Consider the following 13,369-nt stretch of genomic DNA (forward strand, 5'->3'; position numbering starts at 1 on the left):
GCAAAGACCTAACGACACGCGCGCCAGCCGATCGATCCGCGTTCGGCCTGGTCGAGGTGGAGATGGTCGGCATGTGCGGGATTGTAATCGGGGGACAATGTCGTCGCGAACAGCGTGCATGCGCCGCTGCGTACGTCGTGGAGAAACGCCGCTTTCGCCGGGTTGCCCCGCCAGTCGCCCGCGATCGTGATGCGCGTGCCGTCGCTGAGCCGAAACCCCGCGATGTCGACGGCGTCGGCGGTGGCGTGTTCGCTCCACGCGTTCGATCCGTTGCCAGCGATGCGGCGGCAACTATAGCTGCCAAGATGATCGATCCGCGCGACTTGGGCGCCGAAATGCCGCTGGGCGGCTGGCTGCACGACATTCCATTCCCACATCGCCAGCGCCGCCGCAACCGGGCAGGATAGGCGCAATCCAGCCGGGCTGAACGCGATCCGCCGAACCTTGCCATCTGCCGCGCGGGGATCTTCGACCAAGCGAACCACATCGGCATAGCCGCATTGGCCTCCGTCCCGACGGGGCGGCAGGACCGCATAGGACACGCCGGCCTGGTCGAGCAGCGCCCGGCACGCCGGAAAATCTCGGGTCAGCGCCGTCAGCTTGCGGCCGGTGAACGCGCCGATCGGTTGGCCGAGATCAAGCGGAGTCCACGGCAGGTCCTGCGGTCGCGCGCGCAGGTTGACCCACAGCACGAGGCTGAGCGCGACAAGCAATGCGAGCCCCGTAAGCCCGCCGATCGTACGACGAAGCGCGCGCATGCGATCAGCCGCGGACCGCGTCGCTGAGCCGCTCCACGGTCACGGGATAGCCGAGATCGTCGGGAATGCAGAGACGATCGACGCCATCGCGCGTCTCGATCCACGGCGTGATCGTGCGAACCGGGTGACTCCGCGCGTGCGCGATCGCCGTCTCGACATCGGCGAATTGCGCCAGCCGTTCGAGATTGCGACGGGTCGGGAAGATGATCGTGGCCCGGCCTGCATCGGCATCCGCCAACACGTCGGCGGCGGTGGACCAGAACAGGCGGACATTCTCCGTTGCGTCGACGCGGGGTGCGGGCGCACCGGCGGGCAGGCGGGCCAGATAGAAGCGCGTGTCGAAGATCCGCACGGCGGCGTGCGCGGGCAGCCATCGCGCGAAATACTCGAGCGCATCGACGTCGATCTGCGTTTTTGCCTCCGCCAGCACCTGCGCGAAGGGGAACCCCGCGTGCAAGGCGGCCCTGAGCGTCGCGAGCGTCGATGCCGATGGTGCCGGCGACAGGCCGATCGCCAGTCCGACTTCCTCGATAGTCTCGCGAATCGCGGCGATCCGCGCGGCGGTATCGGCGTCGGAACGCCCCAGCAACGCCGCCAGCGCATGATCGCCGGGATCGACCCGCCCGCCCGGAAACACGAGTGCACCCCCCGCGAACGCCATCGCCTTCGCGCGCTCGACCATCAGGATCTGGGGTGGCCCTACCGATGCTTCGCGGAACACGATCAACGTCGCTGCAGGGATCGGGGGCGTCGGGTCTGATTCGCGCATGGCCCGCGATACTCCGCGAACGGCCGGTCCGGTAGCGCATGCGCGACGTTGGCCGATCGGTCTCGATCGGCGGGGTTCAGGACATCGAAGACTCGAAGGTCTGTAAATCTCGGGCGGATCTACGCTCAGCCGGGGCGCCCCTAGCGTTGGCGGAGCCACAGCCGATAGCCCGAGCCGGTTCGGTCGAGCTTTGATTTAGGGACGCAGCGGGCGTCATGCGAAGGAGAGAGCGACGGTCAATCTCGGTCAGACAATCCTGTCGCCGATTTCTGTCATCGAGGGCGAAGTCCCGCGGTGCTTTTCCTCACCACGAGTTCGTGGTGGAGCGTGACTTGCTTAGGGGGGCCGTCGACGCCACGCAGGATGTCGACGAGCAGTTCGACCGTGCGGCGCCCGATCATGCCCTTGGGCTGGGCGATGGTGGTCAGCGGCGGCTGGAAATAACGTGCGAGTGGCAGGTCGTCGAAGCCGATCACCGAGATGTCGGCGGGGCACGATAGCCTCGCATCGCCGATCGCACTGAGCGCGCCCATCGCCATTTCGTCGCTGAAGCAGAATAGCGCGGTGACGTCGTGTGCGAGCAGGTCGCGGGTGTGATCGACCGCGGATCCCGCGGAATAGTCGCCGATGCGGATGTGCAGGCTGTCGCGCAGGCCGGCGCGGGTCGCGGCGACGATCGCGCCGGCGAGGCGGTCGCGGCTGATCGGGCTTATCTCGGGGCCAGTGATGACGCCGATGGTGCGGTGGCCGAGATCGATCAAATGGTTAATCGCATCGGCGCTCGCCGCGGCGTTGTCGATGTGGACGCTGGGGACGCCCAGCTCCGGGCTGTATTCGCAGCCGTTGACGATCGGCGCAGCGGTCCCCTTGCGTGCCATCAGCGGGGCAAGGCTGGCGGGCAGGCGGTGGCCGAGGAAGATCAGCCCATCGACTTCGCGGCGCGAGAGCATATCGGCGTACTGATCCTCGACGTCTGGATCGTGCCGCGTGTCGCCGACGACGACCGAATACCCCGCGTCTCGCGCCGCCTCCTCCGCGCCGCGGATGACGCTGGCGAAGAACGCGTTCGAGATGTCGGGGACGGTCAGCAGGATCTTCGCCGCGCGCAACGTGCGAAGGCTGCGCGCGGCGACATTGGGCGCGTACCCCGACTCGCGGACGACCGCGAGCACCCGCCGCCGCGTTTCCTCGGACACCTGTTCGGGGCGGCTCAGCACGCGCGACACGGTGGCGGTGGAGACGCCCGCGAGTGCGGCCACTTCGATGATCGTCGGCATCGGTTCGTCATGGATCCGGTTTGGGGCAGTGTCGATATATATCCGATGTAATCCTTTACATTCGTTTCACGCCTCCGTAGCCTCGTGTCCGACAAGCAGGAAAACTGCGATCGGAGAGGTGGCGAATGGCCGTGACGAACGATGGATTTCAGGCCGCGCCCGCCGTCGGTGGGATGCTGACCGGCCGCCTGAGCGTGATGATGTTCCTGCAGTTCTTCGTCTGGGGCGCCTGGACCGTCACGCTCGGCCTCGTCATGCAGACCGTCGGCATCGGCAACCTTATCGGCAACGCGTTTTCGGTCGGGCCGATTGCGTCGATCGTCGGGTCGTTCCTGCTCGGCATGGCGGCAGCGCGCTATGTCAGCCCGCGGATGCTGATGGTCATCCTGCACCTGGTCGGCGGCATGCTGCTGTTCGTTCTGCCGTCGCTGGTCACGCCGGAAAATGGCGGCACCTTCGTCTGGCTGCTGCTCTGCTACATGATCCTCTACATGCCGACGGTCGGCCTCGCGAACACGATCGCGCTGAAGAGCTTTGGCGAGCGGACCGACAACTTCCCGTTCGTCCGGGCGTTCGGTACGCTCGGCTGGATCACCGCCGGGCTGATCATCGGATGGGCAGGGCTATCGGCGAGCCCGGAGATCTTCCGCGTCGCGGCGGTCGTCTCGATCACGCTGGGGCTCTACAGCTTCACGCTGCCGAACGTCTCGTCGGATGCGCCGCGCGACGAGAGCGTGCTTCGCCAGGTGTTGTGCGTCGAGGCGTTCGGGTTGCTCAAGCAGCGCTCGTTCCTGATCTTCATGACCTGCGCCACGCTGATCTCGATCCCGCTGGCGATGTATTACGCCTATGCCTCGCCCTATGTCGGCGCGACCGGGATCAGCAACGTCGGCGGCACGCTCGCGATCGGGCAGATGTCCGAGCTGGTGTTCATGTTCTCGATGCCGTGGTTGTACCGCAGGTTCGGCGTGAAGCCGTTGCTGCTGGTCGGCATGGCCGCATGGGCGTTGCGCTACGCCTTGTTCGCGATCGGCGATGGCGGATCGTCGATCTGGGCGGTGTATCTCGGCGTCGCGTTGCACGGCGTATGCTATGATTTCTTCTTCGTCGCCGGCGCGATCTACACCGGCACGATCGCCACGCCCAAGGGTGTGAACGCGCAGGCGCAGGGCATGCTGACGCTGTTCACCTACGGCGTCGGGATGCTGCTCGGGTCGCAGATCGGCGCGCTGCTGTACGCGCAGCTGCCCGCATCGCCGACCATCGCCGACTGGCAGCATATGTGGTGGTATCCCGCGATCGCCGCGGCGGTGATCGCGCTGCTGTTCCAGTTCACGTTCCGCGACGACACCAGAAAGAGTGCAGCATGACCGGTATGAAGGGCCCCGGGATATTCCTCGCCCAGTTTCTTGGCGACGAAGCGCCGTTCGACACGCTCGACGGTCTGGCGGAATGGGCGGCGGGGCTCGGCTATGTCGGCGTCCAGATCCCCTGCAACGCGCAACTGATCGACCTGAAGCTCGCCGCCGAGAGCAAGACCTATTGCGACGATCTTCGCGGTGGTTTGGCAAAGCACGGCATCGAAGTGACCGAGCTATCGACGCATCTGCAAGGCCAGCTGGTCGCGGTGCATCCGGCGTACGACACGCTGTTCGACGGCTTTGCGCCCCCCGAAGTCCACGGCAAACCCGCCGAGCGCCAGCTGTGGGCGGTCGAGCAGGTGAAACTGGCGGCGAAGGCGAGCGCCAATCTCGGGCTGACCGCACATGCGACCTTCTCCGGCGCACTGGCGTGGCCGTACGTTTACCCGTGGCCGCAACGTCCCGCTGGACTGATCGAGGAAGCGTTTGCCGAACTCGCCCGCCGTTGGGTCCCGATCCTCGACGTGTTCGAGGACGCCAGCGTCGATTGCGCGTTCGAAGTGCATCCCGGCGAAGACGTCCACGATGGCGCAACCTGGGAACGCTTCCTCGCCGCGGTCGACAACCACCCGCGCGCGCGCCTGCTGTTCGATCCGTCGCATTTCGTGCTGCAGCAGCTCGACTATCTCGACTTCATCGACCGCTATCACGACCGGATCTCGTGCTTCCACGTCAAGGATGCCGAGTTCAACCCGAACGGGCGTACCGGCGTCTACGGCGGCTACGAGAACTGGGTCGACCGCGCCGGCCGATTCCGCTCGCTCGGTGACGGGCAGGTCGATTTCTCGTCCATCTTCAGCAAGATGGCGCAATATGGCTATGACGGCTGGGCGGTTCTCGAATGGGAGTGCGCGCTGAAACGCTCCGATGACGGCGCCCGCGAAGGCGCGCCGTTCATCCGCGACCACATCATCCGCAAGACCGAGCGATCGTTCGACGATTTCGCCGCCAGCGGGGTCGATCGCACCGCCATCCGCACGCTGCTCGGACTGTCGGAGGAGCGGCCGTGACCCGGCTTCGTCTCGGCATGGCTGGCGGTGGGGAGGGCGCGTTTATCGGCGCGGTCCACCGGATGGCGGCGGCGCTGGACGGCGACTGGGCGCTGGTGGCGGGCGCGTTCAGCACCGATGGCGGACGCAACATGCGCACCGGCGAACTGCTCGGACTGGATGCGCAACGCGTCTATCCGTCGCTCGACGAACTGATCGCTCACGAACGCACGCTGCCAGAGGACCAGCGCATCGAAGCGCTCGCGATCGTCACGCCGAACCACCTGCACGCGCCGATGGCGATCGCGGCACTGGACGCCGGCTTTCACGTGTTCTGCGAAAAGCCGATGGCGATGAGCGTCGTCGAGGCCGAAGCGATCGCTGCGGCTGCCAAGGCGAGCGGGCGCCAGTTCGCGCTGGCGTTCACGTATAGCGGCTACCCGATGATCGAAGAGGCACGCGCACGGGTCGATCGCGGCGATTTCGGCGCGATCCGATTGGTGCAGGTCGAATATCTGCAAGGCTGGTTGAGCCAACCGATCGACACCGATGGCAACAAGCAAGCCGAATGGCGGACCGATCCCGCCCGCGCCGGGCTTGGCGGCTGCCTCGGCGACATCGGCACGCACGCATTCCAGCTTGCCGAGCATGTCTCGGGCCTCTCGGTGGAGTCGGTCTCGGCGGACCTCACCACGCATGTCGAAGGCCGACGGCTCGACGACGACGTCAGCGCGCTGCTGCGGTTCGAGGGCGGCGCGCGCGGCGTGCTCAAGGCGAGCCAGGTCGCGGCGGGCGAGGAGAACGGGCTGCGACTGCGCATCCACGGCGAACGCGGCGGGCTCGACTGGTCACAGATGGAGCCGAACACGCTGACATTGCGCTGGCTCGACCGCCCGGCCGAGATCGTGCGGACCGGTGGCCCCGGCATGCTCGACGCGACCGCCCCGCTGGTGCGTACACCTGCCGGTCATCCCGAGGGGTATATCGAAGCATTCGCCAACCTTTACCGCGCGTTCGCCTCGGCGATCCGTGGCGGAGGCGATCGCTGGTTTCCGGGCGTGACCGATGGCCTGCGCACGATGCGCTTCATCGAGGCGGTGATCGCCAACGCCGCGTCGGACCAGAAATGGACTTCAGTGAATCCGGGAGAGAATGAATGAAGCTGCTCATGGCCCTGGTCGCGGGAAGCATCGCCGCGGTCGCGACGGTCACGATATCCGTGCCGACAATCGCGCAATCGACCGCAGCCTCGCCGCCAGCGTTCGCCGCCTGCCGCGCCTGCCATACCGTGGTGAAGGGCGGCCGCAACGGCATCGGGCCGAACCTGTACGGTGTGGTCGGGCGTGCCGCCGCGGCGACGCCCGGCTTCAACTACTCCCCCGCGATGAAGGCGTCGAAGCTGCGCTGGGACGAGCAGACGCTGAACGAGTATCTCGCCGCCCCGTCGAAGAAGGTGCCGGCTACGCGGATGCCGATCGCGACGCCGGATGCGGCCAAGCGCGCGGCGATCATCGCGTATCTCAAGGCGGAGGGCGCGAAGTGATCGCGCCGCGCGCATGACGCTCTCGCGCCGTACCTTGCTCGCCGCCGGTGCCGCCGCCTCGCTGATCCCCGCCGGGATCGCCGCCCAGCGTCGTAGCACGAACGCCGCGCGCTTCTCGCTCGGCTATGCGCCGCACGAGGGCAGCTTCGCGAGCCGCGGCGGAAGGATCGAGCAGATCGCCTACGCCGCCGATCAGGGCTTCACCGCCTGGGAGGACAACGAGGCGGCGACGCGCTCGGTTGCCGAGCAGGAACAGATGGCCAAGGCGCTTGCGCAGCGCGGCATGACGATGGGCGTGTTCGTCGCCAGCATGCCCAAATGGGCGAAGTCGCGGCCGCTCCTCGGTGCCAATGACGGCGCTGAGCGCGAGGCTTTTCTCGCCGACATCCGCGCCTCGCTCGATGTCGCCAAGCGACTGAACGCGACGCGGATGACCGTCGTCACCGGGTTCATGGACCCGAAGGTCCCCGTGGATATCCAAACCGCCCGCGTCATCGACGTGATGCGCCGCGCGGGCGATATCGTCGCGCCGTCGCGCGTGGCGATGGTGATGGAGCCCCTCAACACGCGGACCAACCATCCCGGCGTCTATATGCAGACGATTGCGCAGGGCTATGCGGTCGCGCGCGGTGCCAACAGCCCGGCGGTGAAGATCCTCGCCGACCTGTATCACGAGCAGATCCAGTCGGGGAACCTGATCCCGACGTTGGCGACCTGCTGGAGCGAGATCGGCTATATCCAGTTCGGTGACAATCCAGGCCGCAACGAGCCGTCGACCGGCGAGATCAACTTCGCCTCGGTCGTGAAATGGCTGAAGGCGCAACGCTATACCGGCGTGATCGGCATGGAACACGGCAATTCGATCGCAGGCCGCGCAGGCGAGGATCGCCTGATCGCCGCCTATCGCGAGATCGACGCAGCATGAAGGGGATGGGGATGAAGACGGTGGTGATGGCAAGTGTCATTGTGGTGCTGGCGGGTCCGGTCGCGGCGCAGGAGAAGCCTGGCTTCAACGACACCCCGATGCTGCCCGGCGGCCAGTGGCGGGTCCACGACGCCGACCGGCCCGCGCCAACCGTCGTCGCGCCAGCCGCTACCCCCGGCGGTGCGCCCGCCGACGCGGTCGTGCTGTTCGACGGCCGATCGACCGACGCGTGGAAGCCCGATCGCACCGCGTGGTCGATCGTCAACGGCGTCCTCACTATCCCCTCGCGCGCGAAAAGCGGCGGCGAGAACAACCTCGTCTCGAAGCAGAGCTTTGGCGACGTGCAGATGCACCTCGAATTCCGCTCGCCCAACCCGCCGACGAAAAGCTCGCAGGATCGCGGCAACAGCGGCATCTGGTTCATGCAGCGCTACGAATTGCAGATCCTCGATGGCTCGCAGAACCCGACCTATGCCGATGGCACCGTCGGCGCGGTCTATGGCTGGAAGCCGCCACTGGTGAACGCCGCGCGGCGTCCCGGCGAATGGCAGACCTACGACATCGTGTTCGAGCGGCCGCGCTTTGCCGCTGACGGCAGCCTGCTCCGTCCGGCCTATGTCACTGCGCTGCTTAACGGCGTGCTCGTCCAGAACCATCAGGCGATGCTCGGCACCACGATTTGGCGCAAGGTCGCCAGTTACACCGCGCACGCCGATGCCGCACCAATCCAGCTCCAGGATCACGATTCACCGGTGTCGTTCCGCAACATCTGGGTCCGTCCGCTGACCGAAGCGGCGATCGCGCAGGATCTGAAGAGGGACGGTAAATGATCGATCGCAGAACAGCACTCGCCGGCGTCGTCGCCATGTTCGGCAGCGCCTTGTACGCACCCATCGCGCGCGCCGCAGGGGTCGGCCAGGCCCCCGGCGCGGCGGCGGGGATCCCCGTCATCAGCGAGGGGCCGCCCAGCGTCGCGGTCTTCACGGCCTCCCAGCGCGCGCTGATGACCGCGCTCAGCGAGCGCGTCCTGCCGACCACCGACACGCCGGGCGCGATCGCCGCGGGTGTCCCGGCCTATATCGAGAAGCTGCTCGCCGACTGGGCCGCGCCGGCCGACCGCGTGCCGATCCTCGCCGGGCTCGACGCGATCGAGGCGCGCAGCCTGAAGGATTATAAGGTTGCCGGCGCCAAAGCGACCGCGGCGCAGCAGGATGCGCTGCTCACGCTGGCGATGAACGACCAGATCCCATCCGGCGGCGTCTTCTTCGAAGCGTTCCGACAGCTCGTCGTCACCGGTTACTATACGTCGGAAATCGGCATGACGCAGGAGCGCGAATATCTGCCGGTGCCGGGCGAGTATAACGGCGCATTCCCCTATTCTCAGGTCAACAAGGTGTATTCCGCATGATCCTCAGCCGTAGAAACCTGCTTGCCGGCTCCGGCGCGGTCGCAGCGCTCGCGTTCGTGCCGACCGCTTCCGCGGCACAGTTGAAGGCGATCGGCCTGCAACTCTACACGATCCGCGACATCTTCTCGAAGGACCCCGTCGGTACACTCGGCAAGGTCGCGAAGATCGGCTACCGCGAGGTCGAGTTCGGCGGCGGCGGCTTCGAGGGCATGGACCATGCGATGCTGCGCCGGACGATGGACAAGCTCGGCCTGACCTCGCCGTCGGTGCATATCGGCTACGACGCGCTGCTCCAGCGGTTCGACCAATCCGTGACGATGGCCAAGACGCTCGGCGCCACCACCGTCGTGCTGCCGTACATGACCGACGAGCATCGCAACGAGGCGGGCTGGACCGCGGCGCTGCCGAACTTCAACCGGTTCGCAACCGACCTGAAGAAGGCCGGGCTGGGTTTCGCCTATCACAACCACGATTTCGAGTTCACCACCAAGCCGGGTGGCGTCAGCCTGTACGAGCGGCTGCTCAAGGAAACCGACCCCACGCTCGTGAAGCTCGAACTCGATCTCTACTGGGCGCTGCATGCCGGCGAAAACCTGACGACGCTGATCGAGCGACTGTCGACGCGCCTCTACGCGTATCACGTCAAGGACATGCGCCCCGATCGGAGCATGACCGCGGTCGGGCAGGGCACGATCGATTTCGCCGCGCTGTTCAAGCTGAAGGGCAGCGCCGGCGTCCGGCATTTCTACGTCGAGAACGACGAGGCCCCCGCGCCCTATCTGCCCGACATCACCACGAGTTTCCGGACGTTGCGCGCGCTTCGTTTCTGACCGACCGCGCTTCTGACCGGCGGCGTTTCTAATTGGGTGCGTTTCTAAGTAGTAGGAGAGGAAGATCATGGCCGAGACCAACAGGTTCGACGCGATCGTCATAGGATCTGGTGTCAGCGGCGGTTTCGCTGCCAAGGAACTGACGGAAAAGGGCCTGCGCGTCCTGATGCTCGACCGCGGCAAGATGGTCGAGCATGGCGAGGGCTACACCTACGACGGCAAGCCCGCCTACGAGGTGCCCGCGCGCAACATCATGCCCAAGGCGTTGCTCGACAGCGATTACTTCATCGGCAAGCACGGCTATGTCCAGCCCAGCAACCGCGAGTTCCACAATGACGACCGGCTGAACCCTTATGCTTATGACGAAGGCAGCAAGTTCTACTGGATCCGGCCGGGCGCGGTCGGCGGCAAGTCGCTGATCTGGGGCCGCTGGTGCTTCCGCTGGGCGCCTGAGGATTTCGAGGCGAACAAGCGCGACGGCATCGATGGCGACTGGCCGATCCGCTATGACGACGTCGCGCCGTGGTACAGCTATGTCGAGAAATACATCGGCGTCTCGGGTTCGCGCGAGAACCTCGCCTATCTCCCCGACAGCGAATTTCAGCCGCCGATGCCGATGAACGTCGCCGAGAAATGGCTGAAGCAAGGTCTCGAAACCAAATTCCCGGGCCGGAAGCTGATCAACACGCGGCTGTCCAACATGACCGAGGACAAGCCCGACCAGAACCGCACCAAGTGCCAGTTCCGCAACCAGTGCGGCAATGGCTGTTCGTTCGGCGCCTACTTCTCGACCCAGGCAGTGACGTTGCCGGCCGCACGCGCGACCGGACGGTTGACGCTCAAATCGGACTCGGTCGTCACCAACCTTGTCTACGACGCGGCGCGGAAAAAGGTTACCGGCGTCCGCTACATCGATGCGAAGACCGGCCAGGCGGAGACGGTCAACGCCGATCTCGTCTTCCTGTGCGCCTCGGCGATCGCATCCACGCAGATCATGCTGAACTCGCGCGCGCCGGGCAGCAACCGCAGCTATTTCGACGAGAGCGGCACGCTCGGGCGCTATGTGATGGACCACATCTTCCGCGTCGGGATCGAGGGCGACATCCCCGGCATGGAGGAGTTCATCGAATTCGGTCGCCGCCCGGGCGGCGTCTACATCCCGCGCTTCCGCAACATCGGCGGCGACGAGGGCGTCGGCTTCAAGCGTGGCTATGGCTATCAGGGCAGCGCCTATCGCAACCCCGCCGCCCCTGTCGGCTTCGGCGCCTCGATGAAGCAGGGCATGCGCAAATACGCGCCGTGGCGGTTCGGCATGGGCGCGTTCGGCGAATGCCTGCCCTATGCGGACAACCGCGTGTCGCTGCATCAGTCGAAGGTCGACCGGTACGGCGTCCCCCTGATGCGCTTCGACGTCCGCTTCCGCGAGAACGAACTGAAGATGATGACCGACGCACGGACGCAGGGCGAGGCGATGCTGAAGGCGGCGGGCCTGACCAACGTCAAGAGTTCGGAAAGCGAGCACGTCCCCGGCGACGCGATCCACGAGATGGGTGGCGCCCGCATGGGTCGAGACCCGCGCACCTCGGTGCTCAACGAATGGAGCCAGGCACACGCCGCGTCAAACCTCTATGTGACCGACGGGGCACAGATGGCCTCGATCGCCTGTGTGAACCCGTCGCTGACGTTCATGGCGCTGACCGCCCGCGCTGCGGATCATGCGGTTCGCCAGAAAAAATTGAACGCCTAGCGATGGTGGGTTACGCAGCTGACCGGAAAATAGGCGGACCGGCATGCGTTATGCTGCGGAAGTCTTGACCCGCTAATTATATACTTTGGGATGTTGAACGATGGCGCATATTCCAGCGCTACGTGTTCTCAAGAACAGCTGGTGACCCCTACGAGAATCGAACTCGTGCTTACGCCGTGAGAGGGCGTCGTCCTAACCGCTAGACGAAGGGGCCGTTAGCAGATGCGGGCGTCTACGGAATGGGGCGGCAGGCGTCAAGACACCTGCCGACTTTTCGTGCGACGCCCACCTGTTTTGTTACACACCCGTTTTATCAGGCAGCGGCCTTCTTGCGCTCGGCCATTTCCTCGTTGAGCATCTCGGCCAGTAGGAAGGCCAGCTCCAGGCTCTGGCTGGCGTTGAGGCGGGGGTCGCAATGGGTGTGATAGCGGTCGGCTAGCGACTGCTCGGTCACGTCGACCGCACCGCCCGTGCACTCGGTCACGTTCTGCCCGGTCATCTCGGCGTGGATGCCGCCGGCATGCGTGCCTTCCGCGCGGTGGACCGCGAAGAAGCCGCGGACCTCGGCGAGAATGCGGTCGAACGGCCGCGTCTTGTAGCCGTTGGCGGCCTTGACGACGTTGCCGTGCATCGGGTCGCAGCTCCACACTACCGGATGGCCCTCGCGGGTGACGGCACGGACGAGGCGGGGCAGGTTCGCCTCGATCTTGTCATAGCCATAGCGCGTGATCAGCGTCATCCGGCCAGGGATGCGGCCCGGGTTGAGCGTGTCGAGCATGCGCAACAAGGCGTCGGGCTCCAGGCTCGGGCCGCACTTGATGCCGATCGGGTTGCCGATGCCGCGCAGGTATTCGACGTGGCTGGAGCCCTCGAAGCGCGTACGGTCGCCGATCCACAGGAAATGCGCGCTGGTGTCGTACCAGTCGCCGGTCAGCGAATCCTGCCGGGTCAGCGCCTGCTCGTACTGGAGCAGCAACGCCTCGTGGCTGGTGTAGAAATGCGTCTGCGCGAGCTGCGGCACGGTCTCGGGATCGATCCCGCAGGCGGCCATGAACTCGAGCGCCTCGCCGATCCGGTCCGCGGTCTCGGCGTATTTCTTCGACCAGGGGCTGCGTCCCATGAAGTCGTGCGTCCAGCGGTGGACCTGATGCAGGTTCGCGTAGCCGCCTTGCGCAAAGGCGCGGAGCAGGTTGAGCGTCGCCGCCGACTGCGAATAGGCGCGGATCATCCGCTGCGGGTCGGGCGCACGCGATTCCGCGGTGAAGGCGATGTCGTTGACGTTGTCGCCGCGGTACGAGGGCAGCTCGACGCCGCCGATCGTCTCGGTGTCGGTCGAGCGCGGCTTGGCAAACTGCCCCGCCATGCGACCGAGCTTCACGACCGGCAGCTTCGACGCGTAGGTGAGCACCACCGCCATCTGGAGGATGACGCGGAACGTGTCGCGGATGTTGTTCGCGCTATGCTCCGCGAAGCTCTCGGCGCAGTCGCCACCCTGGAGCAGGAACGCCTTGCCGGCGGCGACTTCGGCGAGCTGCGCGGTCAGGTTGCGCGCTTCGCCGGCGAAGACGAGCGGCGGAAACGTGGCCAGCTGGTCGGTCGCGGCGGTCAGCGCTGCGGCGTTGGGATAAGAGGGGAGCTGTCGTGCTTCGTGACGCGTCCAGCTGTCGGGGGCCCAGTTCGCGGCCATATCATGTCGTCCGAT

13 protein-coding genes and 1 tRNA gene are annotated in these 13,369 nt (G+C 66.0%); 9 read left to right on the forward strand and 5 right to left on the reverse strand.

Going from position 1 to position 13,369, the window contains the following annotated elements; all coding sequences use genetic code 11:
* Window positions 1-8 precede the first annotated feature (8 nt).
* From C8J47_RS03715 to C8J47_RS03725, 3 genes are all read right to left on the reverse strand, one after another.
* Complete coding sequence (locus C8J47_RS03715; protein WP_121884461.1) at window positions 9-758, reverse strand: extensin family protein; 750 nt, start codon at window positions 756-758, stop codon at window positions 9-11.
* 4 nt (window positions 759-762) lie between these two features.
* Complete coding sequence (locus tag C8J47_RS03720) at window positions 763-1,527, reverse strand: NUDIX domain-containing protein (protein ID WP_121884462.1); 765 nt, start codon at window positions 1,525-1,527, stop codon at window positions 763-765.
* Window positions 1,528-1,799: 272 nt separating this feature from the next.
* Window positions 1,800-2,804, reverse strand: a complete 1,005-nt coding sequence (locus C8J47_RS03725) for a LacI family DNA-binding transcriptional regulator (protein ID WP_121884463.1) — start codon at window positions 2,802-2,804, stop codon at window positions 1,800-1,802.
* Between the two features lie 125 nt (window positions 2,805-2,929).
* Between C8J47_RS03725 and C8J47_RS03730 the strand changes: the two genes are divergently transcribed.
* From C8J47_RS03730 to C8J47_RS03770, 9 genes are all read left to right on the forward strand, one after another.
* Entirely contained in the window at window positions 2,930-4,174 is a 1,245-nt protein-coding gene (locus C8J47_RS03730; protein ID WP_121884464.1) for an MFS transporter, read from the forward strand.
* Complete coding sequence (locus tag C8J47_RS03735) at window positions 4,171-5,235, forward strand: sugar phosphate isomerase/epimerase (RefSeq protein WP_121884465.1); 1,065 nt, start codon at window positions 4,171-4,173, stop codon at window positions 5,233-5,235. The genes C8J47_RS03730 and C8J47_RS03735 overlap by 4 nt, the downstream gene beginning before the upstream one ends.
* Window positions 5,236-5,252: 17 nt before the next feature.
* Window positions 5,253-6,374, forward strand: coding sequence for a Gfo/Idh/MocA family protein (locus C8J47_RS03740; protein WP_121884466.1), 1,122 nt, complete (start codon window positions 5,253-5,255; stop codon window positions 6,372-6,374).
* Complete coding sequence (locus tag C8J47_RS03745) at window positions 6,371-6,757, forward strand: cytochrome c family protein (protein WP_121884467.1); 387 nt, start codon at window positions 6,371-6,373, stop codon at window positions 6,755-6,757. Before C8J47_RS03740 ends, C8J47_RS03745 begins: the two co-directional genes overlap by 4 nt.
* Before the next feature lie 13 nt (window positions 6,758-6,770).
* Window positions 6,771-7,682, forward strand: a complete 912-nt coding sequence (locus C8J47_RS03750) for a hydroxypyruvate isomerase family protein (RefSeq protein ID WP_121884468.1) — start codon at window positions 6,771-6,773, stop codon at window positions 7,680-7,682.
* 5 nt (window positions 7,683-7,687) lie between these two features.
* Window positions 7,688-8,512: a DUF1080 domain-containing protein gene (locus C8J47_RS03755; RefSeq protein WP_121884737.1), complete on the forward strand. Its 825-nt coding sequence runs from the start codon at window positions 7,688-7,690 to the stop codon at window positions 8,510-8,512.
* Window positions 8,509-9,090, forward strand: coding sequence for a gluconate 2-dehydrogenase subunit 3 family protein (locus tag C8J47_RS03760; protein WP_121884469.1), 582 nt, complete (start codon window positions 8,509-8,511; stop codon window positions 9,088-9,090). Before C8J47_RS03755 ends, C8J47_RS03760 begins: the two co-directional genes overlap by 4 nt.
* On the forward strand, window positions 9,087-9,920 hold the full coding sequence (locus C8J47_RS03765; protein ID WP_121884470.1) for a sugar phosphate isomerase/epimerase: 834 nt from the start codon (window positions 9,087-9,089) through the stop codon (window positions 9,918-9,920). Before C8J47_RS03760 ends, C8J47_RS03765 begins: the two co-directional genes overlap by 4 nt.
* 67 nt (window positions 9,921-9,987) lie before the next feature.
* Entirely contained in the window at window positions 9,988-11,667 is a 1,680-nt protein-coding gene (locus C8J47_RS03770; RefSeq protein ID WP_121884471.1) for a GMC family oxidoreductase, read from the forward strand.
* A 139-nt stretch (window positions 11,668-11,806) separates the two neighbouring features.
* Here C8J47_RS03770 and C8J47_RS03775 read toward each other — a convergent pair.
* A tRNA-Glu gene (locus C8J47_RS03775) sits at window positions 11,807-11,881 on the reverse strand.
* A 99-nt stretch (window positions 11,882-11,980) separates the two neighbouring features.
* A complete protein-coding gene (locus C8J47_RS03780) occupies window positions 11,981-13,354 on the reverse strand; it encodes a class II 3-deoxy-7-phosphoheptulonate synthase (RefSeq protein WP_121884472.1) in 1,374 nt (457 codons plus the stop codon).
* Between the last annotated feature and the right edge of the window lie 15 nt (window positions 13,355-13,369).

The organism is Sphingomonas sp. PP-F2F-G114-C0414 (assembly GCF_003688595.1).
Lineage (GTDB): Bacteria > Pseudomonadota > Alphaproteobacteria > Sphingomonadales > Sphingomonadaceae > Sphingomonas.